Source organism: Psychrobacter glacincola (assembly GCF_904846215.1).
GTDB lineage: Bacteria > Pseudomonadota > Gammaproteobacteria > Pseudomonadales > Moraxellaceae > Psychrobacter > Psychrobacter glacincola.
The window spans coordinates 38939-64214 of record NZ_CAJGZK010000012.1; the positions used below are offsets into that span (position 1 = coordinate 38939).

The following is a 25276-nucleotide window of genomic DNA, read 5'->3' on the forward strand; positions in this document are numbered from 1 at the left end:
TAAAATTCATACCAATAGCGTTATAACACTTTTGTAATAAACTCACTATATTTTAACTATGGTTAAGTGTTTTTAAGCTTAAGTCGTGCCTTTGCAATGGCTTTTAACAAGGCTGTTTCAAACTCGCTGTTTGTAAATTTGACCAAATAGGAGTGGGCTGGGCAAAAACCCTGAGTACCGCGCCAGTCATGCGCCAGTCATGTGCTAGCTTGATCGCCCAATCACAATAGTGCTGAGCAACGGCATCATTTTCGACCAAATCATCATGGTTTGTTTTCTTCAATTACGAATGTAGACAGGTATTGATTTTATATTGTATCGATGCCGGATTGACAGTATTGGCAGTTTGGGTTATTTATTCTGCTAATAATTTGGTCAGCAATTCATCTATCTCCACTTTCAATTCTTTGTCTTCGATTTTATTGGCAGTGATTTTTGCGTTCTGTAGGCTAGTAATAGCAGCGTCCTTTTGCCCCAACTCAACTTGGATAACCGCCATAGAGAAAGCAATCGATGACAAATGATCTTTTGAATTGATTGCTTTGGCTTTCTCCAGTGCCTTATCATAAATGACTAACGCTTCGTCTAACCCTGCGGTGAAATCAGCCAGCGTTTCCCACTGTTCAGGATGGTCTTTATCGGTATTTTCATTATCGACACAAATCGCTTTTAACTCATCATATAGCCAACTAAAGGCTTCTTGATGACCTTTTCTATCGGCTTCTAGTAGCTTTTCAGCCAAGGTATAGATAGACTTATATATTTTGGTATTAATCATGACTCACTTCCTTTTTAAAATCGAATTTATCATTATAGGGAGAACTGTGGGCAAAACGATGAGCGAAACTGTAGGCGCAATACGCGCAAATCGTTATTTTGACATCGTTGGTGTTACTGTTTGGGGGTATACATCAGCAGGGACTGTAAAATAGCACCCTACCTGCGCTGACTCAATAGACGATTGAATTTATCTGCTGTTTATTATTTTATGATTGAGCGCTTTATGATTGAGCGCTTTAGGATTAAACAAGCGTAGGAGAAATATGCTTTTGTGGTGGATATCAAAATTGTGCCTTTGCCCAAGATGGTCTGACCACGGCGCCTAAGACTTATGTGCTTGCTTAGACTGAGGCGGCAAAAAATTCATACCAGCAGTACCGTCGCGTTTTTAGGGTATTTTGACTATAGTTAGCGGTTTGGAGGCAAAAGATGCGGTCAGCGCCATGAGCACCAACGCGCAGGCGCAGGCTTTGATAGGCTTTAAAAACGGCAAGCAGAGGTTTTGCAATGCAGCGGTTTTTATTTTGAGAGAATTATAAGCAGTTTTTATAATCATAAGCTGAGATACGAGGGCTTTTGCTATAGTTTTCGTTGGCACATAAAAATTTATCGAAGCGGGTATCATTATTCATATAACGCTGCATCCAGGCGATGCCAGGCTTACTTAAGAGTATCTCGTTAAAGCGGTAGCTTGGACAAAAGTGACTGCCATTGTTTACTTCAACCTTCATCTTGGGGCCGATGGTATCTTTATAGAACGCATTGGCATATTTCTTATTCTCAGCAATCCGGTCATTCTCGCAGGTAATGACTAAGGTTGGCGTTTTTACCTCGCCATAGCTTTTGTCATAATAGGGTGCTAGTGGCATAATAGCGCGTACTGTGCTGCGCTCCGTTGCCAGTTTAAGCGCACCGCCACCGCCCATTGACCAGCCAATAGCGCCCAACCGCTCAGGATCTATCATACTGCCGACGGTGTCATCGGCAATCATCTGGTCTAGCGCCGCATTCAGCTGTGTTGCTCTACTGTCGGGATCATCGTAGATAGAGTTGGTATTGATGGTGATAACGACAAAGCCCCAAGAAGCCAGACGCGGTCCCCACCACTTGATAGAATTCTCGTAAGAAACGTAACCAGGAACCACGGCAATAGCGCCTAACAGACCGCAGCCGCTAGCGTTGGTCGGGTAGTGAATCGTACCACCACCGAACCCTTTTGCCGACTGGCGCCCTAGAGATTTGGTAGCGATAGAAAAAGGACCCTTATCGCGCGTGCCTGATAGCGCATCGGCGCTAATCGCGCTATCGGCGATGCAATGAGGGATGGCTGATGCAGTAGATGCTAGAGTCACTGGTAATGCAGGTGTTAGCAATAATTTTTCTGATGTAAAAGCGGTCACATTCATCGAAAATAGCAGCGCGCTAGTAGCGATTATTGATGTCGAAAAAAAAGGTATATTTAGCATGATAAATGATCTGTTTTATAAAGGTCTTTTGGCGAGTTATGATACGTTTTTAATTACTATCAATAATGAAAGACAGTAAAATAATGGTAGACACTAATCTGCTGTGTGTCAAAAATATAAATCACCTATACAGTACTGAGTGCAGATAAGTAACATAGTAGAACCTGAGTTTGTTGTGTGCTGTGATAATATAAAACATAGCTGCTTTTATTCACAAGATTTTGATGAACGCCGCTGTAATTGACAGCACTATGGTTAGAATGACTTATTTCTAAATTTTTTGGCTATAAATCACGGGTTTTTACAATCACAGATTAATAGTCATGAGATGTTTTACACCTCATCGCCAAATTCCTATTACTCACGCCCATTTAGCCTAAGCTAAAAGAGCCTTTTTTATAGTCAGCACTCTTTTGAATAATGATATAAATATTAATGCTACGAACATGACTAAAGATAAAAGTAACGGTGAAAATAGCGCTTTAACTGGACGCGGTATCCAAGCGCTCACAAAAGTACCTTTTGATTCGCCTTCATGGATATTAAAGCTAACGATCGGTCTGATTGGGATGTTTGCCTTTTTGCAGGTATATTCTATTCAGGCAGTTTTGCCAGTATTAATGGTGGATTTTTCAGCCACTGAAGTGCAGGCAGGGATGATTGTGGGCGCGACAGTGATGGCTATTGCCATTATGTCACCGTTTCTAGGTATGCTGTCGGATGCGGTCGGGCGTAAATCCTTTATTGTTGGCGCACTGTTGTTTTTAGCGATACCCACGGCTTTAATCGCTCAAAGCCCCAGTATTGGCTGGATTGGCATGTGGCGGTTTATGCAAGGATTATCTGTGCCAGGTATCACAGTGGTGACCATTGCTTATATCGGTGAGGAGTTCGAGGGGCGGGCTGTCACAGAGCTGATGTCATTCTATGTCTCAGGCTCAGTACTCGGCGGCTTTATGGGGCGATTTTTGCTGGGGCATTTGCATGAATATATTGGCTGGCGTGCAGGCTATTATGTGATGGCAGCGATGACACTTATCGGTGCGTTATGGGTTGGTAAAATGCTGCCCTCATCGCGGCATTTTGTGGCCAATCCAAACTTTCGCTCAGCGATGCAAACGCTTGGTGAGCATCTGACTAACCGTTATGTGGTAACCGCCTGTTTGCTTGGTGCTTGCGTACTGTTTTCGCTCGTAGGCTGCTTTACTTTTATCAATCTACATCTTGCTGGCACGCCTTATGAGCTTGGCACTGGCGCACTTGCCAATATTTTTGCGGTGTATTTAATCGGAGTGATTATCACGCCATTGTCGACCACACTATTACGTCGATTTGGCGCAGCACGCACCGTTCGAGTGGCAGTGATTTTTTCGATGCTTGGTGCGCTATTAACACTGGTCACGCCATTATGGGGTATTGTCGTTGGGCTTGCTATTATGTCGTCAGGCGTCTTTATTACCCAAGCGGCAACCATCAGTTATATTGCAGTCAATGTCACAAAAGGTCGCTCATTAGCCTCGGGTTTATATTACATGGCTTATTATGCAGGCGGTACGATGGGCGCGTGGCTGTGTGGTATCGTTTATGCGCGTGGACAGTGGTCAATGACGGTTTGGCTGTTATTATTTGTGCAAGTATTGGCACTTTTGGTCGCAAGTTTTGGCATGATAAAAACAAAACCGCGTCCTGCTTAATGACAGACAAACTAACATCAGACAAACCAACATAAGAGATAAAATAAGCTATCACAAGCTGAGAGATTGAGAAACGATTATTTTCGAACACTGAGTATTGTGCTACTTACGTGTCGTGCCTTTACATAAGGCTGGTTTTTTCTTACTATCAAGAGGTTATTGATAAAAATATCACCATGTAATCATGAGTGACAGCCAGTCAATCGGTTTTATCTGCATTCAAAAATACTATAAACAAGGACGTTAAACTTATGTCAAATATCTATCGCAGTGCGCCATCTGCCTATGATTTTCCGCTACTGATTAAGCAATTATTAAACCGTGCCAAAACCGTATCACAAGATCAAGAAATCGTTTATGCGGATAAAAAACGTTTTACTTATAAAGACTTGTTTAACCGTATCAATCGCTTGGCGAATGTTTTAGACAGCTTGAACCTTGATGCTGGTGATGTGGTGGCGGTTATGGATTGGGACAGTCATCGCTATCTGGAATCCTATTTTGCGGTGCCAATGTCAGAGTATATTTTGCAGACGGTCAATATTCGTCTGTCACCGGATAAAATTCTTTATACCATCAATCATGCGAAACCCAAAGTACTGCTACTCAACTCTGAATTTGCGCCATTGGTCAAAGACTATCAGTTTGAAAACTCCAGCATCGAGCATATTATTTGGCTAGACGATGATGGTGTGACCTCTGAGGGCGTATTCGGTGGCAATCAGAACCGCGTCAAAGGTGAGTATGAGGCGCTACTTGATGCCGCTGATGACCATTTCGATTTTCCAGATTTTGATGAAAATACCATTGCCACGACTTTTTATACTTCAGGTACGACAGGCGATCCAAAAGGGGTATTCTTTAGTCACCGTCAGTTGGTACTGCATACACTGACTGAAGCGGCGTCGATTGGTATGTTGCCAAACAAGCAAGGCGTCAGCTATGGCGATGTCTATATGCCAATGACCCCGATGTTCCACGTTCATGCGTGGGGCTTTCCGTTTACGGCTACCATGACAGGACTAAAACAAGTCTATCCTGGGCGTTATGCACCTGATTTGCTGATGGATTTGATTATCAATGAAAAAGTCAGTATCACTCACTGCGTACCGACCATTTTGCAAATGGTGCTCAAAGAAGCGCAAGACCGTGGTGCCAGCTTTAATGGTCTAAAAATGATTATTGGTGGCTCACGATTGACAGAAGGCTTGGCAAAAGCGGCGATGGATCAGGGTATCGAAGTCTATACCGGTTACGGCATGTCGGAAACGGCACCTTTGATTAGCTTGACGGATTTTACTCTTAATGAGCCGCAGCTAAGCGAAGAAGAGGATATCGCTCGCCGCTGTATGACAGGTAAACCTGTGCTTATGGTTGATGCTCAAGTATGGGGAGAAAACAATCAGCCAGTTGGTACGGGTCAGGACAATACTGGCGAGCTGGTATTACGCGCTCCTTGGCTCACACAAAGCTATTTAAAAAATGATGATGCTGGCAAAGAGCTGTGGGAAAATGGCTATATGCATACTCAGGATATCGCTTATATACGTCCGGATGGTTATATCAAAATCACTGATCGCTTAAAAGATGTGATTAAATCAGGTGGCGAATGGATATCCTCACTAGAGATTGAGACGATTTTATCGCTACATCCTTCGGTAGCGGATGTGTCTGTGATTGGGGTCCGTGATAAGCAGTGGGGCGAGCGTCCATTGGCATTGGTGGTACTCAAACCGAATTGCCAAGATACCAAAGTCGATGACATCAAAGCGCTGGCAGAGCAGGCGGTATCTCGCGGCATCATTCCAAAATACGGTGTACCCAGTCAGTTTAAGTTTGTCGATGAACTACCAAAGACCTCTGTTGGTAAACACGATAAAAAAGTGATGCGTGAGATGTATGCCAATCAGAGCGAGGTATAGTGTTTAAAGTAGCTCAATATTAAGCAGATAATAGGCTTAATAGTTGACCTTTATTGTTAGCTCTGCTACATTTTAAACCGATACGTAATGTATCGGTTTTTTAGTTCTGGCACGGATGACCAGCGCCTTATTACGATATTGTCTATCACAACTATATTCGTAACTATATCGACAATTATATTGCATCATATCTTGTTTACGCTAAGGACAGCTATTATGAGCGACACAATCAAAAACCAAGCGGCAACGCAACCTTCTCAAACCACGCAACCCTCAAGCTTTGCTGATATTTATAACGCTTCTATTAACAATCCTGAGCAGTTTTGGGCGGAGCAAGCAAAGCGTATCTACTGGCACAAAGAGCCTGAGCAGATTCTCGATGACAGCAATTTACCATTTGCTAAGTGGTACGTCGGCGGTGAGACCAATCTTTGCTATAACTGTGTGGATCGCCATATACCAGATCGTGCTGAGCAAGATGCTTTTGTCTGGTTGTCTTCAGAGATCAATCAAGAGTTAATTCAGACTTTCCCAGCAGTCGTAGACGCGTTTAAAGATTTGGGCAATAACGTTGAGTTTTATACGGATTATACCAAGCGCCGCCTGACTTATAACGATTTATATAAAGAAGTCAATTACTTCGCCGATGTGCTACAGCGTCACGGTATCGAAAAAGGTGACCGTGTCATTATTTATATGCCAATGATTTTAGAGGCGGCATACGCGATGCTCGCGTGTGCGCGTATTGGCGCGGTGCATTCAGTCGTGTTCGGTGGTTTTGCGGCACATAACTTAGCGATTCGAATGGACGATGCTGAAGCAAAAATGGTCATCACAGTAGACTCAGGTTTGCGTGGTGGTAAGGTTATTAACTATAAAAACCTCGTCGATAAAGGCGTCGAGCAAGCCAATGTGAAGCCTGAGCATGTGCTGGTCGTTAATCGTGGTATCTTGCCTTATGAGCCAAAAGATAAAGATATTGATTATGCGAGCCAGCGGCGCATCAGCTGTGACGCCAATGCTGTTGTGGAACCAGTATGGCTTGAGTCAAATGAGCCTTCATACTTACTTTATACTTCTGGTACGACAGGCACACCAAAAGGCGTGCAGCGTGATACGGGCGGTCATGCGGTAGCGCTGACGACATCGATGGACTATATCTATGACGGTAAAGCGGGCGAAACCTTTTGGGCAATATCAGATATCGGTTGGGCAGTGGGACACTCTTACACTATTTATGCGCCACTGCTCGCTGGCATGACCAGTGTCATGTATGAAGGTCTGCCGCATCGACCAAATCCAGGTATCTGGTGGCGTATCGTGGAAGCCAACAAGGTTAATATTTTATTTACCGCTCCGACTGGTGTACGTATGCTCAAAAAACAAGATGAAACGTGGATGACACGTTATGATGTCTCCAGCGTGAAATCGTTCTTTTTGGCAGGCGAGCCGCTTGATGAGTCGACCGCCAATTGGCTGACTAAGCATTTGAACGTACCGATTTTAGATCATTATTGGCAAACCGAGTCAGGCTGGCCTATTTTGAGCAATACACCTAAATTTAATGACAAACCCCACAAAAAAGGCTCCCCTGGTTTCCCCATGTATGGCTATGATGCACAAGTGATTCATGAAGACACTGGCGAGCCTTGTGCGGCTGGCGAAAAGGGTTTATTAGCCATTCGCGCACCCTTGCCACCGGGCTGTTTGACTACGGTTTGGCGTAACGATAAGCGCTTCATCGATAGCTATTTTAGCTTGACTGATAGCAATCAATACTCAACGTCAGACTATGCTGTCGTTGACGAAGATGGCTATTTTCATATACTTGGGCGTACTGATGATGTAATTAATGTCGCAGGCCATCGTATCGGTACTCAAGAGATTGAGGAAGCGATTAGTACACATCCAGAGATGGCGGAGTGCGCCGTCGTGGGTATTCAAGATGAACTAAAAGGCGAGTTGCCCATTGCGTTCTGTGTGCTAAAAGATCACGAGCAAGTTACGACTACTGAAAACCGCTTCCGCATTGAGCAGCAAGTGATTGGAGCTGTGGTCAAATCGCTTGGTGGTATTGCAAGGCCGGCGGCTATTTATTTTCCGCAGGCACTGCCAAAGACCCGCTCTGGCAAAATCTTACGCCGCGCTATTCGTGCTTTGGCAGAAGGCAAGGAGACCGGTGATATGTCAACGCTTGACAATCCAGTAGCGATTGATGCCATCAAGCAATCGATGAAAGACTATTGATAAAGAATGGTAGCTAAGAGACACTGTTGGCAGATTATAATGATATTAATACCATAACCTCAGTGTCATAAAAAAGCTCATGAGTCATCATGGGCTTTTTTTGGCTTGGATATAGACACAATCAATGCACATAAAACACTTGACCCTAAAATTGATTTATTGTTATAGTCAATAATGATACAAAATAAATCACTTTAAAATAAGGTTTTATTTGACATTTTATCTAATAAAATCTTTTCGTTTTAATCCTTTTTATAAATATAAAGACACCGTCGAATGGTAGCTTCGCAAACAAGATAAGGATATCTTATGCACCACGTTAAACAGCTCATCAATGGTCAATTTGTCGACTCAAACACTGACGAATGGATTGATATCACCGATCCTGCCACTCAAGAAGTCATCGCCAAAGTACCGCAAACGACTGACGATGAAATAAACCAAGCCGTTGCAGCAGCAAAGACCGCTTTTCAAACCTGGCGCAAAACACCAATTACCACACGTGCGCGTATATTTTTGAAGTATCAGGCACTAATTCGTGAGCACATGGATGAGCTGGCAGAAATCTTGACTGCAGAGCAGGGCAAAACCATTGCCGATGCGCGTGGGGATGTATTCCGTGGGTTAGAAGTGGTGGAGCACGCAGCAGGGATTGCCAACTTACAGATTGGTGATTTCGTTGAAAACGTTGCTTCAGGCGTTGACACTTATAGTATCTGGCAGCCGCTAGGTGTCTGTGCTGGTATCACGCCATTTAACTTTCCAGCGATGATTCCACTATGGATGTTCCCAATGGCGATTGCCACCGGCAATACTTTTATCCTAAAACCATCTGAGCAAGATCCAATGGTCACGATGCGTTTGGTTGAGCTTGCTATCGAAGCTGGCGTACCTGAAGGCGTACTAAACGTGGTACATGGCGGCAAAGCAACCGTCGATGCGATTTGTGATCATCCTGATATTAAAGCGGTCTCTTTTGTCGGCTCCACCAACGTCGGTAAACACGTCTATGAGCGCGCCAGTCAGTCAGGTAAACGTGCGCAGTGTATGATGGGCGCTAAAAATCATGGCGTTATTTTACCTGATGCCAATAAAGAGCAGACGCTCAATCAGTTAGCAGGTGCAGCATTTGGTGCTGCTGGTCAACGTTGTATGGCACTGTCTGTCGTTGTGCTGGTTGGCGCAGCAGGTGAGTGGATTGATGATATCAAAGCCAAAGCAGAAGGCTTAATCGTCTCAGCTGGCAAAAATGATAAAGACTTAGGTCCGCTGATTTCTCCTGCCGCAAAAGCGCGCGTTGAGCATTTGATTGGCACAGGGGTAGAAGAAGGCGCAAGTTTGATTCTTGATGGTCGCGGTATTACCGTTGAGGGCTATGAGAAGGGTAACTTCGTTGGCCCTACTATCTTTGATAACGTCACCGCAGACATGCAAATCTACAAAGAAGAAATCTTTGGTCCAGTATTATGTATCATGCGTGCCAATAGCTTGGATGAAGCGATTGAGCTGCTTAATGCCAATCCACATGGTAATGGCACGGCAATATTTACCCAGTCAGGCGCTGCTGCCCATAAATTCCAACAAGATGTACAGGTCGGTCAAATCGGTATCAACTTGCCGATTCCTGTGCCATTACCGATGTTCTCATTCTCAGGCTCACGTGCTAGTAAGCTTGGTGATCTCGGTCCTTATGGCAAGCAGGCGGTGCAATTTTATACCCAAACCAAGACCGTTACGGCACGTTGGTTTGATGATGAGGCAAGTCGCGGCGTTAATACGACTATTTCAATTTAAGGTTAATGCCTTATATTTGTGTTATATAGTCAGGGAAAAGTAATATCGATACATCAAGTACTGCTGATATTAATTTTTCTTGCTTGCTGTGCCTACGCAGACAGAGGCTGCGAAAAATTTATACCAGCAGCACTGTAGCGTTTTTGAGATATTTTAACTATAGCAGCAATTTTACTTAGCGTTTTTTAGAAAAAGCATGATTTTATGATTGTCGTTATGCCGCTGCTATACTATATAAGCGATATTAAAGTGATAACCTCAAACCTAATTCACCATATTTGCTCTGCAAGCCCAAGGATGACCTTATGGATTTTTCATTGACTGATGACCAAATCGCCTTTCGTCAAACTGCCAGACAGTTTGCGCAAAAAGAGCTAAAGCCAAACTCGGCTGAGTGGGATCGTACCTCGCACTTTCCAATTGATGTGATTAAGAAATCAGGGGAGCTTGGTTTTTTGGGACTCTATACCAATCCAGAATATGATGGTTTGGGTTTACCGCGCTTAGATTCTGCCATGGTTTTTGAAGAGCTGGCATGGGGCGATACGGCTGTTGCTGCCTATATAAGTATTCATAATATGGCAAGCTGGATGATTGGTGAATTTGGTAGCGATGCGTTGTGCAAAAAATATTTGCCGAATATGGTCAGTGGTGAATGGCTTGGCAGTTATTGCTTAACCGAACCCAATGCTGGTTCTGATGCGGCGTCACTACGCACCAAAGCCGATAAGCAAGGCGAGTATTATGTGCTCAACGGTGAAAAAACCTTTATCTCAGGCGCAGGCTCAACCGATGTGTTAGTGGTCATGGCTCGTACCGGCGGTGCAGGACCAAAAGGTATTTCAGCGTTCGTTGTTGACGCCGACAGCGCTGGTATCGAATATGGCAAAAACGAGCATAAAATGGGCTGGAAAGCGCAGCCAACGCGAGCAATTAGTTTTAAAGATGTCAAGGTGCCAGCAGAGAATCTCATCGGCGAAGAAGGACAAGGCTTTCGTATCGCTATGAAGGGCTTAGATGGTGGTCGTATCAATATCGGTATTTGCGCTGTTGGTACAGCACAGTCAGCGCTCGAGACAGCAACCAATTATGTGCAAGAACGTAGCCAGTTTGGCAGCCCGATTGCCGGCTTACAATCAGTACAGTTTAAGCTTGCTGATATGCTGACTCAAACCATTACCGCACGGCAAATGCTCTATCTAGCAGCCAATAAAGTTGATAATAAGGATGCGCAAGCGTCTACTTATTGTGCGATGGCAAAGCGATTATCGACTGATCTTTGCTTCGATGTCGCTAATGAAGCCCTACAATTACATGGTGGTTATGGTTATCTAAACGAATATCCACTTGAGCGTCATGTCCGTGATTTGCGTGTGCATCAAATTTTAGAAGGCACCAATGAGATTATGCGCGTGATTGTCTCGCGCCAGCTACTACAAGACGATGCGCTAAGCCAGTTACGTTAATCACTTTATATGAATAAATAACTCGCCGATTCGAATGTATAAATAAAGCAATTTTATAGAAAATTATATAGTCAGTCCTAAATAAAAAAAGTACAACTATTGTCAGGCGCTACTGGTGTAAATTTTACTTGCTTGCTGTGCCTGCGCAGACAGAGGCTGCGCAAAATTTATCCCAGTAGCGCTGTATTTATTTAATAGTGGAACGACTATAACAAGGATGTTCCATGACGGATTATACCAACTTAAAACTATCGATTGATGGTCATACTGCCACACTCACAAACAATAATCCACCTGCTCATACTTGGACGATGGACAGTCTAAAGGCGCTTAAGCAGTTAATTACTGACCTTAATGCCAATGATGATATCTACGCAGTGTAAATGACTGATTCAAGCTGCTAGAAATATACCGCCTGCGCAAAACCTTGTCGATGAGCGTGAAGCATTTGTGAAGTTGTTCGACACCATGGATCAGCGTGAAGGCGTGCAAGCCTTCTTAGAGAAGCATAAGCCTGTTTGGCAAAATAAATAGAGCTTACTGCTTTATTTTTAAGCATAATATTTTTTCATTTAATTTTTGTAGGTCAATTTTATGACAGCAGCTATAGAAGGCAAGCCAGAAGCGCCAGTATTATTCAGCACCGAACCGACAGATTGTGGTCACCTTATTGGGATAATGACATTAAATACACCCAAATCGCTCAATGCCTTGAGCGTTGAGATGTGTCAATTATTATCACAGCAACTAGAGCAGTGGGAAAGTGATGAACAAGTGGTGGCACTGCTATTAAAAGGCTCAGGCGATAAGGCATTTTGTGCGGGCGGTGATATACGTAAGCTCTATGACAGTATGTCTATAAATGCACCGCTGCCAAATCCATACGCCACAGAGTTTTTTGGTAATGAATACAGCCTTTATCGACAAATGCACTTTTACTCGAAACCATTAATACTTTGGGGCGATGGCATTATCATGGGTGGCGGCATGGGGCTGATGGCTGGTTGTAGTCATCGACTGGTTACCGAGCGCACCCGCTTTGCCATGCCAGAGATTACTATTGGGCTATTTCCTGATGCTTCTGGCAGTTGGTTCTTGCAGCGTATGCCTGCGAAAACAGGTTTGTTTTTGGGGCTAACGGGTGCGATGTGTAATGGTAGTGATGCTCTATTAGCCAATCTTGCAGAATATGCCGTTGCCAGTTCTGATTATGATGCCATCATGCAGCGCTTAAAACAGAGTAATTGGCAATCGCTAGCTGACAGCACAGATAAATGTCATAACCGTCATCATAACAGCGCCTACAGTATCGTCAGCCGTGCACTCGCGGCGCAACCGGTAGCCGAATTGCCTGCTAGTAAATTGGCAACTTATTGGCATCCTATCCAGCAGTTGATGAATAGCGGCGGCTTAGGTGACATCGATGCGCTATTACAAAGTGACGAGGCGCTCGCACAGATAGATAAAGAATTTTCAGAAGACAGCTGGACACAGCGAGCAGTAGCAACCTACCGACAGGGTTGTCCGGTGACTGCCGCCTTGACCTATGCGCTATATCATAAAGTGACTGATTTATCATTAGAGCAAGTGCTGTATCTAGAGACCAATGTTGCCGTACATTGCGCGGCCAATCCTGATTTTAAAGAAGGCGTGCGGGCGTTATTGATTGATAAAGACCGCAATCCACAATGGTCACGCACGTTAGCTGAGTGTCTCAGCCCTGAAGGACAAGAATATATTGAGCAGCACTTTACCAATCCTTATACGAAAGGCGCGCATCCTTTAGGCGATTGGCTTAGCGATACAGCATTGGGTAATGAAGCGGTTCGCTAGCCATACATAGTCGGTCCTAAATAAAAGAAATACAAATGTTATAAGGTACTACTGGGGTTAATTTTTCTTGCTTGCTGTGCCTACGCAGACAGAGGCTGCGAATCATTAACCCCAGTAGTGCTGTACCCTTTTAGAAGTGGATTAAATAAAAAATTAAAACTAATTGCATAAGCAATCATCAAGGAGCGATGAGATGGATACAAAGGATACAGATTCAAGTAATACAACTATGACTGATAATGATGGTAAGATAGCAAAGCCAAATATCGCCTTTATCGGACTTGGTAATATGGGCGCACCAATGGCGGAGAACTTGTTAAAGGCAGGTTATGCGTTATCTGTATATGACTTATCTGCAGAGGCGACCCAGCGCTTAGCACAATCAGGCGCAAGTGTCGCGGATAGCCCAAAAGATGCCGCACGCAATGCCCGAGTGGTTATCAGTATGCTACCCGCAGGCAAACACGTTCATTCTGTTTATTTAGGAGAAGGCAGTACTGACGGTCTGCTTGTAAGCTTACCGAAAGGCACATTGGTCATTGATAGCAGTACCATCGCCGCCGCTGATGCTAGATTAGTGGCAGAAGCAGCAAGCAAGCTTGGTATAGACTTCCTGGATGCGCCTGTCTCTGGTGGTACGGGCGGTGCTATTGCAGGCAGTCTGACTTTTATCGTTGGTGGCGACGATGACGCCTTTGCCAAAGCCGAGACAATACTTGCTGTCATGGGCAAAAATATCTTCCATGCAGGCGAGCACGGTGCCGGACAAGTCGCAAAAATATGCAATAACATGCTGTTAGGTATTCTGATGGCAGGAACGGCAGAAGCGATTAATTTAGGCGTTAAAAACGGCTTAGATCCGAAAGTACTATCAGACATCATGCTGCAAAGCTCTGGTCGTAACTGGACACTCGAGGTCTATAATCCTTATCCGCAAGTCATGGAAAATGTCCCATCGAGCAATGGCTATCGAGGCGGCTTTATGAGTAAGTTGATGCAAAAAGACCTTAATCTTGCCATGCAGACCGCTCAAGATACCAATGTGGATACGCCAATGGGTGCCAAAGCAACAGAGCTCTATGAAGCGCATACCGTCGAGAATGGCGATAGGGATTTTTCTAGTATTATGGCGCGTTACGACAGCTCTGCATTGTCTTAAATTATTTCATATATAAATAAAAAAAGGTCTGCATTATCACAATAGTGCAGACCTTTTTTGGCTCATATATGACGGCAGTTAACTGGGCAGCTCATAGACCAGCGACTGAATGTCTTGTGCTGCTTTTTGCAGTTGTGGGACATGGGTTAAGAGGTCATCTAAAGACACCCGTATGGTTGGTGCATGCACATACAGCGAAGCGAGGTAGCGTGATTTTGTATCCCGTATCGGTACGGCGATTGCCACCATCTCAGAGATAAACTCTTCGTTATCGATACCTATGCCTGTTTCAGCGATACGGTCAAGCTCAGCATTTAATGCATCGATATCGGTGATGGTGTTTTTGGTGAACTTATCTAGTGGTAAATTTTGCAGTATCTTTTCGCGGCTTGCGCTTGATAATTGACTCAAATACAGCTTGCCGGTTGCTGTACACCACATCGGTGATTTTGCGCCCACTGGTAGATAAATCTGTAACGGCAAGGTCGTTTTTGCGCGGTTGGTATAGATCATATTCATATGATAAGGAACGCCAATACCGCACGTTTCCTTAAGTTCATCAACCAGATTTTGCAAAATCATTTGCCGCTCATTGAAGAATAGTCGCTGCTGCCAAAGCTCGACACTTAAATTGCGCACCCGCTTGCCCGGTATAATGCCACCACCAATATCGACAGTCACAAACCCTTCATCAACCAGATTTTGAATCAATCGATGGATGGTCGGCTTTGGAATATCAAGCTTCTGCGACAGCTCAAGTGGCGAGAGTGACTTGGAGGCGTAAGACACTGCCTCGATAATCTCTAGCACACGGGTAATCGACGATACTTTTGGCATATATGTGACTCAATAAGAATAAAAAAATAAAGCAGGTAGCTACCCTATAACGGATATAATCCTAGTACAAAATAGAGTAGAACAATCAAGGCGATAAGGCTAAAAATGAATAAGTATAAAGGCATACAGCAATTGGCTTATTGGATCTAATTTAGCACAATATAACCCTTAGACACGCCTAACTCTTATTATATAGCAGCGTGTTTACCTTGCGTGGATTTATATCCAAATTATCTGGGAATCTAGGTATTTTTGAGCAATATTAGATACGTTCAGTCACAAAGTACAACAATCTGTAGTAATTAACTCTATAACTGTTATTGCGTTCTTTCTTAAGATGCTTCATCATGCAGACATATTTTGTAATACCTTTACATGAGCGTTAATTAGTTCAACAATCATGTGTAGGCTGCGCGGTGGCTTTAATAGCATTGTGTAACAAAAGGGCGAAGTATTGCGGGCGGGTATAGTAATTATTACAATATCTATGCAATCTTTACATAATGGCAAATAAAAAGTGCGTCTTTAGGGGTGACTTTTTGAACCAAAATTGTTTTAATCCTCGCATCAAAATGATTGTTTAAAAAAGTTAGATTTTCATTTTTTTATGGGCGTGTTATTTCATACTTCAGGAGAGTAATCATGAAACTTATTCAATTAACAGCAATTACTGCTGCCGTTTTAGCCTCAACTGCTGCTCTTGCAGCTGATCCAGTGATCGTCATCGATGGTAATAACGCTGTTGTATACGAAGCTGAGCCAGTAGCGGTTGCTTATCAAGCAGACGCCGGTTATGCCTACAATGCAGATGCTGGCGTGTTACGTAACACAACTGGCGCAGTCGTTGGTGGTACTAAGACTTTCTTCCAAACTGTTACTCATCCAGCAGCGATCAGCGCTGAAGTTGGTACATTAGGTTACGGTGCTAACATAGGTTATGCACTTAACGACAAGACTGAACTACAAGCTGGTTGGGCAGGTGGCGATGTTGCTGATTTATTCGGCGGTGACTTTGATGCAAACGATGTAAACTACGAAGTAGAGACTGATTTTAGCAACCCGTACCTAGGCGTACAATTACGTCCTATGGCGAACTGGTTTACAGTAGGTGCTGGTATCATTGTTCCTGATAACGAAATTAACGTAACTTCTAACCCTAATGGTGGCGTTTATAAAGTTGACGGCAAACAATATAATGCAGACGATGTAGGTACTTTAAAAGGTAGCCTTGAGCACCGTAACACGCTAGCTCCTTATGCTACTATCGGCTTCCGTCCTAACATTACTAACAACTTTGGTTTGTTCGGCGAGATAGGTGCTGCATATATGGGTAAAACTGATGCAGAAGTTAGCACTGTTGGTGGCTCGAATGGTTTTATTAGAGATGAGAATGGCGTTGTAACAGGCGAAACTTCAGCAAGCGTTGCTAATAAAGCTGAAAAAGAATTAGAAGATGAAAACTATGTCGAATGGTTACCAATTGTTAAAGTTGGTGCAACTTACCGCTTCTAATTTAATAACAGCTTTAATGTTGTTGTTAACAGAAGAATAAGTACGAAAAAACGATCCTCTTGAGGGTCGTTTTTTTATGTCTAAAATAAAGTAATATAGTCAGTGAAGAGTAATATCGACACATTATGTATTGCTGGTATCAATTTTTCTTGTTTGCTGTGCCCATGCAGACAGAGGCTGCAAAAAAATTTGTACCAGCAGTACCGTAGCGTTTTTAGGGTATTTTGACTATAGCTGTCATTTGCTATCTGGCACTTTGTATTTCTTAATAAACAATGACGGTTTGTTGCGAGGGAATAACAGCAATACGATAACCGCTATTATCGTCAGTTATCGCAAGCAAAGGAATACTGTCTGTAGAGTGCTTGATTAAGTTAGGAATAATAGCGGTGTAATCCATGCCCAAACCTTGAGCAAGCGTATATTGATGTATCTTTATAAAGCTCTCTTTTATTTGCCAAAGCCGTTTGATGACATTATCACGCTTTATGATTGGCATGTCTTGCAAGATAGCGAGCTCCTTTGGGTGATAGAACCGCTTTGCTACCTGCCATTTCACTTCTTTGACTTCGATATCGATACCCGATGCACGCTGGCGACTGAGAATGACAGCGACCTTGACGTATGGGTTATCCGAGTTTTCTATATCATTTTGCATGCGAGTAGCATTTTTATTACTGCCACTGCTATGGCTAAAACACACGTAATATTGGCTATGGGTCAGTCGATAAGGAAAGCTTGATTCATCCAAAATATCGACGATAGCCAGTTTTTTTAGCAATGCCTGCAATAATAGTCGTACACCTGCACGTTGCTGCTGACGTTGGTTATAAGCAATTTGAGAGGCAGATAAGCAAGGATTGTTTTTTTGAATGTCGCAATAGGGAGCACGCAATTGAGCAGTCGCACACCATGTCATTGTCATGGGATCGAGCTCGGTATAGTTAGTATCATGTAGCATTAAGTTTTGCATAGTTTGTGTATTGTAGAAACTTATGGTTCATATCGCGATTTATTTTAGCCTAACAAAAAGCCCAACAATAGGTTTGTTGGGCTTTTCAATGCTTATCATGTCTTATGCTATATGCTTAGTAAGACAGTTCAGCACGGCGGTTTTGGGCATAAGCATCTTCGCTCGTACCGGCAGCAGCAGGACGCTCTTCACCATAGCTGATGACACGGATGTTATTTGCTGCAACACCTTGAGCAGCAAGATAATCACGTGCTGCTTGGGCACGGCGCTCACCCAATGCGATGTTATATTCACGGCTACCGCGCTCATCGGTATGACCAGCAATAACCACACCCGCGTTTGGGTTGGATTTTAACAGACCGGCGTGTTGATTTAAGACGCCCGCAGATTGTGAAGTGATTTCACTGCTATCAAAAGCAAAGTAAACAACCGCTTGTATGTTCTCAGCACCGGTGATGACTGCGTTTGAGTTGTCCACGATGACTGCACCACTGTAGCCGACTTGACCACCTGGAATGCCTAGTGGGGCAACGACGACTTCAGAAGTAGCGCGCTTGGTGGCACAACCTGAAGCTAGAACAACGGCGCTTGATAAGACAGCGAGGGCAGCGATTTTTGAAAAACTGGTTGACATAATAAGCTCCAAAAATTTTATTTCATTGAATTTGTTGTTGTAAATTGCTTACGATAAAACTTGGGCAATTGCTGTCTATAATATACTAAATGTTACTTTATGTAAGTACTATTACTGTAAATAATGCTAGAGTTTACAAATAGATATAATGCGCATTACGCCAAGATTTACGTCATTATATAGGGATTCTTATCGTCGTTACGGTCTTATTTTAATTTATCGGCACCCTTGAAATTTGGTGCTTTAGGTCAATGTAGCTAGGTATCTTAGATATTATGACAGTCACTAAGTGCTGCTTAATTACTGCTTAAGTGCCGCTTAATTACTGCTGTAAAAGTTGTTATAAATATAACCATCATAAAAACCAATAGGAATCTATATGTCTACCGCTGAAAACGATGCGCAAATCATCAATGCTGAAATGCCTGATGTACCTCTCCATACGCCTGATAAAATCAATTTAAAAGACTATCAAAAGCCAAGCTTCGATGTTGAAACTGTCAGCTTAGATATCAAGTTATTTGAAGACCATGCTCAGGTAGACAGTACTCTAAAAATGGTACGTCAAGGCACAGGCGATATCGTTCTATTTGGTGAAGACTTAGAGCTGTTGGCTCTAATGATGAATGGTAAGGCATTGACAGCTGAGCACTATGAGCTGTCAGCAGGTAAGCTTACGATTGGTGATGCTCCTGATGAGGTAACATTGGCGCTTCAAGTACGTATCTGCCCACAGACCAACACTGCGCTTGAAGGGTTTTATGTGGCGGGCAGTGGTGATGAGACGATGTTTGTCACCCAGTGCGAGCCGGAAGGTTTTCGTAAAATCACTTTTTATCCAGACCGCCCTGACGTACTCGCGATATTTACCACTCGCCTTGAAGCTGACAAGCGCTATCCAACGCTATTAGCCAATGGTAATTTGCTCGAAGCGGGCGAGGTCACAGACGCACCAGACCGTCATTATGCTATTTGGCATGATCCAACCAATAAGCCAAGCTATCTGTTTGCCTGCGTGGTTGCCGACTTAGATGTATTGGCTGATAGCTATACCACCAGTGAAGGTCGTAAGGTACTGCTTGAAGTATATGCAAAGTCCGCCGATATCGATAAGTGTGATGTTGGTATGCAAGCGCTCAAGGATTCGATGCAATGGGATGAGGTCAATTACGGCCGTGCTTACGACTTAGACCGTTATATGATCGTTGCAGTCAGTCAATTTAATATGGGGGCGATGGAAAATAAAGGGCTAAATATCTTTAATACTGCCTGTGTATTATCGAGCCCCGAAACGACAACGGATACCCGTAGTTTTAGCGTAAAAGCCATCATCGCCCATGAGTATTTCCATAATTGGACGGGCAATCGTATCACTTGCCGTGATTGGTTTCAGTTATGTTTAAAAGAGGGCTTTACCGTTTATCGTGATCAGTCGTTTTCAGCGGACCAACAATCAAGTGCTGTGCAACGTATCGATGACGTCGCGACTTTGCGTGCCCATCAGTTTGCAGAGGATGCAGGACCACTTGCCCATCCTGTACGTCCTGAGAGTTTTGTTGAGATTAATAATTTTTATACCACCACCGTCTATGAAAAAGGCGCTGAAATTGTCCGTATGATAGCCAATACCTTGGGAGCAGACGATTTCCGAAAAGGGACGGACGAGTATTTCCGTCGCTACGATGGTCAAGCAGTGACCGTTGAAGATTTTTTATCTGCGCTCAGTATTACTAACAGTAAGGTGGAAGACTTTATCGATTGGTATCGCCAGCCGGGTACGCCAGTAGTGTCCGGTCATCAAAACTATGATAGTGCTGCGCAAACGTTAACTATTACATTAAGTCAGAAAACTCGCCATGTCAGCGGCTTTGATGCGCCAAGACCGTTGCCAATTCCAGTCGCAACGGCATTATTCGATAAAGAAAGCGGTAAAATTATTGCTGAGCGTATGTTGTTGCTCGATCAAGCCGAGCAAACCTTTACTTTTGAAAATGTAGCGAGCGAGCCTATCGTATCTTTGCTACGTGATTTTAGTGCACCTGTGCAGCTAAACTATGATTATCAAGATGAAGATTTGGCGTTTTTACTCAAATATGAGACCAATGGCTTTAATCGCTGGCAAGTGACGCAAATGCTGGTCAACCGTATTTTATTGCCGACGCAAGGCGCGAAAAGCAGTCCTGATGTCTATCTAGCGGCATTGGCGCAGACATTGCCAGTGCTAGCAAGTGAGGATGCGATGCTGGCGGCGCGTTTACTCGATATTCCCTCAGCGCAGGAATTGGCGGCGGCTATTTCTAAAGATTATGATCCAGAGTTGGTCAAAGCGCAGCGTGAAGGCTTGTATCAGCAGCTGGCGGAGGCGTTAAAAGATCAATGGGGCGTGCTTTACAAACAGCTGCCTTTACAATCTTATGAAGACAACGCACAAGCTCGCGGCAAACGGGCATTACGTAATGTGGTGCTCGATATGGCATTGACGGCGAAGGTGGCAGGCGCTGGAGAGTGGGCGCAGCAGCAGTACGATAATGCCAGCTGTATGACGGAACGTTTTGGGGCACTAAAAGCGATGGTGAATCATCAAGTAATCAATGCTGATGCGTATTTGGCAGAATTTTATCAGCGTTTTCAAACGGATGATTTGGTGATTGATTTGTGGTTTAGTGTCCAAGCATCTGCTGAAAACGTCAATGCTGATGTCATAAAATCACTATTAGCGCACGAAGATTTTGATTGGAATACGCCCAATCGTGTGCGTTCAGTCATCAGCGCCTTTACCTCGCAGCCGACCGCATTATGGACGCAAGAAGGTTTAGATATCTATACAGACGTGATTAAGAAGCTGGATGACTCCAACCCGATGATAGCCTCGCGCTTATTACAAGTGCTGGCGCGTTGGAATACGTTAGCTGAACCACGCCGTCAAATGGCGCATGCGCAGCTCCTTGATGTACAGCAGCAGGTATCCTCTAAGCATGTGCATGAGAGTTTAAGCAGTGTACTTGGTGCAGCAACTGCGTAGAGTTTCTTAGAAAACTAAAATTCTAATCTTAACAATGAAAAAAGCCCGTCTGACAATCTAGTGTCAAACGGGCTTTTTGATAAATAGCTATTATTGGATAAGTAGCTATTAGCGGTTAGGTAGAATGTCTTTGACCGTATCACGTAAGCTATGTAGTGCTGTGACCGTGCTGTCCCAATCTAGGCAACCATCAGTAATCGACATGCCGTATTCGAGCGCGTCCAAATCAGCAGTCAGCTCTTGGCGACCGCCTTTTAAGTGGCTCTCAACCATCATACCAATGATAGATTTGTTGCCATTTTTAATTTGCTCTGCGACGTTTTGGATGACCATCGGTTGCAAATAAGGGTCTTTACCAGAGTTGGCATGACTTGAGTCAATCATAATCTTGCTACTGGTTTTGCCTTTAGCGAGTGCATCTTCTACTTGAGCAACTGCCGTTTCATCGTAGTTGGGCTTACCGTTACCACCACGTAATACCACGTGAGCATAAGGGTTACCTTTAGATTTGATGATAGACACCTTGCCATCAGATGACAGACCTAAAAAGCTATGACCCGCTTTTACCGCTTGCATGGCGTTGACCGCGACAGTCATGCCACCATCGGTACCATTTTTAAAGCCAACTGGACACGATAAGCCTGAGCTCATCTCACGATGCGTTTGGCTCTCGGTAGTACGGGCGCCAATCGCTGACCAGCTGATCAAGTCCTGCATGTACTGCGGCGTGTTCGGATCAAGTGCTTCGGTGGCACAAGGCAGCCCTTTTTCATTGAGATCAAGCAGTAGTTTACGGGCCGTACGCAGACCTTTTTCGATATCAAAGCTGTCATTCATATCAGGGTCGTTAATCATGCCCTTCCAGCCAACGGTCGTGCGCGGCTTCTCAAAATAGACACGCATCACAACAAATACGCTGTCTTCAATCTCTTTTGCCAATATCGCTAAGCGATCGGCATATTCGTGCGCGGCTTTGATGTCATGAATAGAGCAAGGACCAACCACCACAAACAGACGCTTGTCTTTGCCATCCAAGATGTTTTGGATAGTGTGACGACCATTTAAAACGGTTTTATAGGCTTCGTTTGATAAAGGAAGTTCGGTTTTTAGCTCATTGGGTGTGATTAAAGGAATAAATTTTTCAATATTCACGTCGTCAATTTCTACATTATGGGTAGCGGCTGTTATCATGATTATATATCGTCTAGCTGATTTATAGGAACTTTCATTATGCGGACAAAACTACCGGTTGACAAGGGCAGTCGAGCAGTTAATTGACTTATAACTGGAATGCTGATGCGAAAACTTGGTTATACTTAATAATTGTAGGCAGGATAAAGAGACGTTTATAGCGCTAGATTTCATCGGGCAACTTCGCTATTTTTATCATCGTCACGTATGATGGCAGTATAAATGGCTGAATTTAAGCACCGCAAACGCCGCTGATTATGATGCTGCGTGTCCTATGATGGATACCCTGTGCTATATTTTATCATATCCATGTTTTCTCCCTTGTACGACTTTCACTGTTACACTTAATTATTAAGAGCTTGTCATGACCGATACCGTTACCCTTCAGCCTGATTTAACTGCGCCATTTGATACTTACGAGTTGGCTACTGTAACGCGTGAGCCGCTCGTTATCGGTATCGTCGCTGGTGAAGTGTCAGGTGATAGCTTGGGTGCAGATTTGATGCAGCAGATGAACAATCTACGTGACGATATCGTTTGGGTCGGAGTTGGCGGCACCAAGATGCAAGCACAAGGGCTGAATAGTATTTTTCCACTGTCTCGTTTGGCAGTGATGGGTCTGGTAGAAGTCATGGGGCAATTGCCTGATTTGCTTAAGGCGCGCCGTGAATTATTGACTGCTTTTAAAACAGCGGATATTGATTGGTTTATTGGCATAGATGCCCCTGATTTTAATCTACGAGTCTCTAAAAAACTCAAGCCTAAAGGCGTATTTTGCGTGCAATATGTTAGTCCCTCTATCTGGGCTTGGCGTGAGTCGCGTATCCATAATATTAAAGCGGCAACCCATTTGGTACTGTGTCTGTTTCCATTTGAGCTGCCCGTTTACGAGCGTTATAACCATCCGGCGATATGTGTCGGACATCCACTGATGCATACCATTGATCAGTCACTACTCGAGATACCCATCAATCAGCGCCGTAGTGAGCTGGTTTGGCACAATGATGGCTTGCAGCAGTTTTTTATCGAACGCTTTGATGAGGTCAGCCAGCTTATTTGTGTCATGCCCGGCTCACGCCGCGGCGAGATAACGGCTATTTTGCCACTGATGTTAGATGGCATTCAAAAGCTGATCTTATTAGACCCAAAGCTTTGCTTTATCATTCCTACTGTCGATCAAAATCATCAATATATCGTTCAAGACGTCATTGATCAGCGCTCAGAGCAGCTGCGTGCCGCTATCGTGGTGGTCTATGATGATAGTCAGCCTACCTTTAGTCAGCAGGCGATGGCGGCATCAGATATCGTAATGTTAGCCTCAGGTACGGCAACGCTTGAGGCGATGCTGCTTGAGCGTCCGATGGTCGTCGTCTATCAGTTGAATCAGCTGACCTATCAGATTGCTAAGCGTCTGGTCAAAGTGCCCTATGTGGGCTTGCCAAACATTTTGGCGGCTACCGCGATTGTACCGGAGCTGATTCAAGAACAGGCAAGTGGCGACAATATCTGCCGTACCGTCATGCGCCTACTGCAGCCACGTGCTTACGCGGAGCAATTGAATGCGCTGATTCAAACCAAGCATCTTTTGCAACAGCAAAGCAATCATGAGCCTGCCAATAGCGTGATTGAACAATGGTATCTGCAAAATCATCCGTCAAAAACGCTGTAGAACTAGTAAGCGAATTCACCTTATATCTCATATACATAAGACCGTAAAATCAATGAATAGCATGCCACATACAGAGAACCATATCTTACAGATCAAACGCAGTATCGAGCAGATTGATATAAAAGGACAATATATTAATCTGGCATCTCCCATTTATTTATCTGGTCAATTTAATATCACTGAATTACTCGCTCAGTATTCGAATAATATTGCGCAGGGTGATGCGGGCTCAGCGCTCCAGATTGGGGTAGATGAAGCAGGGCGTGGACCATTATTGGGCAGCGTCAATGTTGCGTCGGCAATATTACCACGTGCTTGGTCAGGACTGATTGAAGAGCAGCCCCTCAAAGACACGCCCTTATCGATACTGACCGACTCCAAGCAGTTGAGCGAAAAAAAGCGCGATACCCTTTATCCATTGGTTCAGCAGTATGCGCTGGGTTTTATCATTGCTGATATTCCAGCGGCAGTCATTGATCAGGTAAATATCTTGCAAGCCACTATGCTTGGTATGCGTTTATGTACTGAGATGTTATTAGAGGCGATAGCCGCACATCTTGGCACACCTATGCTGAAAGTTGAGGTTTTATTCGATGGGAATCGCTGTCCTGAATTGAATTATGCAAGGCTCGAGGGGTTAGGAATAAAAGAATCGATGATTGATTGCCAAGCGTGGGTCAAGGGTGATGCACGTCATACCAGTATTGCCGCCGCAAGTATCTTGGCAAAAGTCAGCCGTGATACAACGATGTATACGCTCGATGCTCAGCATCCTGAGTATGGGATTGCCAAACATAAAGGCTACCCAACCAAAGCGCACCTCGAAGCGATTGAAACATATGGCGTGTTGCCCGCTCATAGACGTAGCTTTGCACCAGTGAGAAAGGCGTTAGGGAATTAAGAGTGGATAGAGAGTGGCTGATTGATTTAAATAAATAGCCTAAGTAAAAATATCTATTAATTTCATAATAAGCGTACTTTGGTCAAATATAGTAATTTCCTAAAGCTTTATACTTTTTATTCAATGACATTCGAATAAGTATTCGATAATATCCGTTATACCCGAATGATTGTTCA

General features: G+C 43.9%; 18 protein-coding genes. 12 read left to right on the plus strand and 6 right to left on the minus strand.

What is annotated here, in order from left to right; genetic code table 11:
• Positions 1-355: 355 nt before the first annotated feature.
• Positions 356-778, minus strand: coding sequence for a tetratricopeptide repeat protein (locus JMW90_RS08395; protein ID WP_201563142.1), 423 nt, complete (start codon positions 776-778; stop codon positions 356-358).
• A 535-nt stretch (positions 779-1313) separates the two neighbouring features.
• Positions 1314-2246: a dienelactone hydrolase family protein gene (locus JMW90_RS08400; RefSeq protein WP_201563144.1), complete on the minus strand. Its 933-nt coding sequence runs from the start codon at positions 2244-2246 to the stop codon at positions 1314-1316.
• A 446-nt stretch (positions 2247-2692) separates the two neighbouring features.
• Here JMW90_RS08400 and JMW90_RS08405 point away from each other — a divergent pair, with 446 nt between their 5' ends.
• The 8 genes from JMW90_RS08405 to mmsB all read left to right on the plus strand — a co-directional run bounded on the left by JMW90_RS08405 (position 2693) and on the right by mmsB (position 14361).
• A complete protein-coding gene (locus JMW90_RS08405; protein WP_265089233.1) occupies positions 2693-3940 on the plus strand; it encodes an MFS transporter in 1248 nt (415 codons plus the stop codon).
• 251 nt (positions 3941-4191) lie between these two features.
• Complete coding sequence (locus JMW90_RS08410; RefSeq protein ID WP_201563146.1) at positions 4192-5862, plus strand: fatty acid--CoA ligase; 1671 nt, start codon at positions 4192-4194, stop codon at positions 5860-5862.
• A 216-nt stretch (positions 5863-6078) separates the two neighbouring features.
• Positions 6079-8109 carry a propionate--CoA ligase gene (locus tag JMW90_RS08415; protein WP_201563148.1) on the plus strand — a complete coding sequence of 677 codons (2031 nt, stop codon included), beginning with the start codon at positions 6079-6081 and terminating at the stop codon, positions 8107-8109.
• A 309-nt stretch (positions 8110-8418) separates the two neighbouring features.
• On the plus strand, positions 8419-9903 hold the full coding sequence (locus tag JMW90_RS08420; protein ID WP_201563150.1) for a CoA-acylating methylmalonate-semialdehyde dehydrogenase: 1485 nt from the start codon (positions 8419-8421) through the stop codon (positions 9901-9903).
• Positions 9904-10208: 305 nt separating this feature from the next.
• Positions 10209-11369, plus strand: coding sequence for an acyl-CoA dehydrogenase family protein (locus JMW90_RS08425; RefSeq protein ID WP_201563152.1), 1161 nt, complete (start codon positions 10209-10211; stop codon positions 11367-11369).
• A gap of 224 nt (positions 11370-11593) precedes the next feature.
• A complete protein-coding gene (locus JMW90_RS13730) occupies positions 11594-11752 on the plus strand; it encodes a hypothetical protein (RefSeq protein WP_227691906.1) in 159 nt (52 codons plus the stop codon).
• Between the two features lie 211 nt (positions 11753-11963).
• Entirely contained in the window at positions 11964-13202 is a 1239-nt protein-coding gene (locus JMW90_RS08435) for an enoyl-CoA hydratase/isomerase family protein (RefSeq protein WP_201563154.1), read from the plus strand.
• A 229-nt stretch (positions 13203-13431) separates the two neighbouring features.
• Positions 13432-14361, plus strand: coding sequence for a 3-hydroxyisobutyrate dehydrogenase (mmsB, locus tag JMW90_RS08440; protein ID WP_265089234.1), 930 nt, complete (start codon positions 13432-13434; stop codon positions 14359-14361).
• A gap of 78 nt (positions 14362-14439) precedes the next feature.
• Here mmsB and JMW90_RS08445 read toward each other — a convergent pair whose 3' ends face one another.
• Entirely contained in the window at positions 14440-15198 is a 759-nt protein-coding gene (locus JMW90_RS08445; RefSeq protein ID WP_201563158.1) for an IclR family transcriptional regulator, read from the minus strand.
• 642 nt (positions 15199-15840) lie between these two features.
• Here JMW90_RS08445 and JMW90_RS08450 point away from each other — a divergent pair.
• Entirely contained in the window at positions 15841-16710 is an 870-nt protein-coding gene (locus JMW90_RS08450; protein WP_201563161.1) for a hypothetical protein, read from the plus strand.
• Between the two features lie 265 nt (positions 16711-16975).
• Here JMW90_RS08450 and JMW90_RS08455 read toward each other — a convergent pair whose 3' ends face one another.
• Positions 16976-17683 carry a 4'-phosphopantetheinyl transferase superfamily protein gene (locus JMW90_RS08455; protein WP_201563163.1) on the minus strand — a complete coding sequence of 236 codons (708 nt, stop codon included), beginning with the start codon at positions 17681-17683 and terminating at the stop codon, positions 16976-16978.
• Positions 17684-17798: 115 nt separating this feature from the next.
• The gene (gene pal, locus JMW90_RS08460) at positions 17799-18317 is read right to left on the minus strand and encodes a peptidoglycan-associated lipoprotein Pal (protein WP_201563165.1); all 519 of its coding nucleotides are present in this window, start codon (positions 18315-18317) and stop codon (positions 17799-17801) included.
• Positions 18318-18738: 421 nt separating this feature from the next.
• Between pal and pepN the strand changes: the two genes are divergently transcribed.
• The gene (gene pepN / locus JMW90_RS08465; RefSeq protein ID WP_201563230.1) at positions 18739-21339 is read left to right on the plus strand and encodes an aminopeptidase N; all 2601 of its coding nucleotides are present in this window, start codon (positions 18739-18741) and stop codon (positions 21337-21339) included.
• A gap of 108 nt (positions 21340-21447) precedes the next feature.
• On the opposite strand, the gene JMW90_RS08470 is transcribed toward pepN, so the two are convergent.
• Positions 21448-22530, minus strand: a complete 1083-nt coding sequence (locus JMW90_RS08470; RefSeq protein ID WP_201563167.1) for a 3-deoxy-7-phosphoheptulonate synthase — start codon at positions 22528-22530, stop codon at positions 21448-21450.
• A gap of 364 nt (positions 22531-22894) precedes the next feature.
• On the opposite strand from JMW90_RS08470, the gene lpxB reads away from it, so the two are divergent.
• Positions 22895-24199 carry a lipid-A-disaccharide synthase gene (lpxB, locus tag JMW90_RS08475; RefSeq protein ID WP_201563169.1) on the plus strand — a complete coding sequence of 435 codons (1305 nt, stop codon included), beginning with the start codon at positions 22895-22897 and terminating at the stop codon, positions 24197-24199.
• Positions 24200-24260: 61 nt separating this feature from the next.
• Entirely contained in the window at positions 24261-25100 is an 840-nt protein-coding gene (locus tag JMW90_RS08480; RefSeq protein ID WP_379607819.1) for a ribonuclease HII, read from the plus strand.
• Positions 25101-25276 lie beyond the last annotated feature (176 nt).

What these genes read in the sequence shown, in the direction of transcription:
- JMW90_RS08395 (WP_201563142.1), bottom strand. Translation starts at nt 778, where the DNA reads ATGATTAATACCAAAATATATAAGTCTATCTATACCTTGGCTGAAAAG.
- JMW90_RS08400 (WP_201563144.1), bottom strand. Translation starts at nt 2,246, where the DNA reads ATGCTAAATATACCTTTTTTTTCGACATCAATAATCGCTACTAGCGCG.
- JMW90_RS08405 (WP_265089233.1), top strand. Translation starts at nt 2,693, where the DNA reads ATGACTAAAGATAAAAGTAACGGTGAAAATAGCGCTTTAACTGGACGC.
- JMW90_RS08410 (WP_201563146.1), top strand. Translation starts at nt 4,192, where the DNA reads ATGTCAAATATCTATCGCAGTGCGCCATCTGCCTATGATTTTCCGCTA.
- JMW90_RS08415 (WP_201563148.1), top strand. Translation starts at nt 6,079, where the DNA reads ATGAGCGACACAATCAAAAACCAAGCGGCAACGCAACCTTCTCAAACC.
- JMW90_RS08420 (WP_201563150.1), top strand. Translation starts at nt 8,419, where the DNA reads ATGCACCACGTTAAACAGCTCATCAATGGTCAATTTGTCGACTCAAAC.
- JMW90_RS08425 (WP_201563152.1), top strand. Translation starts at nt 10,209, where the DNA reads ATGGATTTTTCATTGACTGATGACCAAATCGCCTTTCGTCAAACTGCC.
- JMW90_RS13730 (WP_227691906.1), top strand. Translation starts at nt 11,594, where the DNA reads ATGACGGATTATACCAACTTAAAACTATCGATTGATGGTCATACTGCC.
- JMW90_RS08435 (WP_201563154.1), top strand. Translation starts at nt 11,964, where the DNA reads ATGACAGCAGCTATAGAAGGCAAGCCAGAAGCGCCAGTATTATTCAGC.
- mmsB (WP_265089234.1), top strand. Translation starts at nt 13,432, where the DNA reads ATGACTGATAATGATGGTAAGATAGCAAAGCCAAATATCGCCTTTATC.
- JMW90_RS08445 (WP_201563158.1), bottom strand. Translation starts at nt 15,198, where the DNA reads ATGCCAAAAGTATCGTCGATTACCCGTGTGCTAGAGATTATCGAGGCA.
- JMW90_RS08450 (WP_201563161.1), top strand. Translation starts at nt 15,841, where the DNA reads ATGAAACTTATTCAATTAACAGCAATTACTGCTGCCGTTTTAGCCTCA.
- JMW90_RS08455 (WP_201563163.1), bottom strand. Translation starts at nt 17,683, where the DNA reads ATGCAAAACTTAATGCTACATGATACTAACTATACCGAGCTCGATCCC.
- pal (WP_201563165.1), bottom strand. Translation starts at nt 18,317, where the DNA reads ATGTCAACCAGTTTTTCAAAAATCGCTGCCCTCGCTGTCTTATCAAGC.
- pepN (WP_201563230.1), top strand. Translation starts at nt 18,739, where the DNA reads ATGCCTGATGTACCTCTCCATACGCCTGATAAAATCAATTTAAAAGAC.
- JMW90_RS08470 (WP_201563167.1), bottom strand. Translation starts at nt 22,530, where the DNA reads ATGATAACAGCCGCTACCCATAATGTAGAAATTGACGACGTGAATATT.
- lpxB (WP_201563169.1), top strand. Translation starts at nt 22,895, where the DNA reads ATGACCGATACCGTTACCCTTCAGCCTGATTTAACTGCGCCATTTGAT.
- JMW90_RS08480 (WP_379607819.1), top strand. Translation starts at nt 24,261, where the DNA reads ATGCCACATACAGAGAACCATATCTTACAGATCAAACGCAGTATCGAG.